The following is a 912-nucleotide window of genomic DNA, read 5'->3' as shown; positions in this document are numbered from 1 at the left end:
TCGAAAACGGTTGGTGTCCAACAATTCTTGTCGGCCCTTTCTCGTACAGTCTGGAGTATGGCTACGCCGACACACGATCTCGACATCCCCGCACCGCTCACCCTCGACGGCGACGCCCTCGATCCGATCGACGGAGGCGGCGCGCTCATCGGCTACGGCCGCGTCTCCACCAAGGACCAGAACCTCGACCGGCAGATCCATGCGTTGACCGCGGCGGGATGCCAGAAGATCTATACCGACAAGAAAACCGGCAAGGACGCCGAACGCGCGGAACTGTGGAAGTGCCTGGAATACATGCGCTCCGGCGACACCCTCGTGGTGCCGTCGCTGGACCGGCTCGGCCGCTCCCTGCAGGACCTCATCTCGATCGTGGCCGGACTGCGCAAGCGCGGCATCGGCTTCCGGTCGTTGCACGAGGCCCTCGACACCACCACCCCTGGTGGACGTCTGGTCTTCCATGTGTTCGCCGCGCTGGCGGAGTTCATCCGTGAGCTGATCGTCCAAGGCACTCATGAGGGCTTGGATGCCGCACGGGCCCGCGGGCAGCGTCTCGGCCGCCCGCCGGCCATGACCGACGAACAAATTCGCCAAACCCGCGCGATCCTCTCCCGCCCGGAGGAAACAATCTCCTCAGTGGCTCGGCTGCTCGGAGTCTCACGCTCCACGATTTACAAGTACCTGCCCGAACTGACCGCCCATGCGCATCCTGTGGTCGAGGCGGGTGTCTGACCAGAGAACCGCTGGGGCGTGGGGCTTTACCAGCGAACAGCGGCTCAGTTCTGCTGAGTTGCCGGGCCTGGAAGGGTGAAGGAATGGAACGTGTGCCGTCTCTGTGTCTATGGTCTGATCACGAAGAAGACCTCGAACCGTCGCGCAAGAACTCAACGACCTGCCCACGCAAAACACTCGGCT

1 protein-coding gene is annotated in these 912 nt (G+C 63.4%); it reads left to right on the top strand.

Annotated features, from left to right (window positions below):
* Nucleotides 1–57 precede the first annotated feature (57 nt).
* A complete protein-coding gene (locus ACT86A_RS27465; protein WP_445095126.1) occupies nt 58–729 on the top strand; it encodes a recombinase family protein in 672 nt (223 codons plus the stop codon).
* Nucleotides 730–912 lie beyond the last annotated feature (183 nt).

It is taken from the genome of Nocardia glycosmidis, from assembly GCF_052545115.1.
This window is presented reverse-complemented; position numbering and strand designations above follow the sequence as displayed.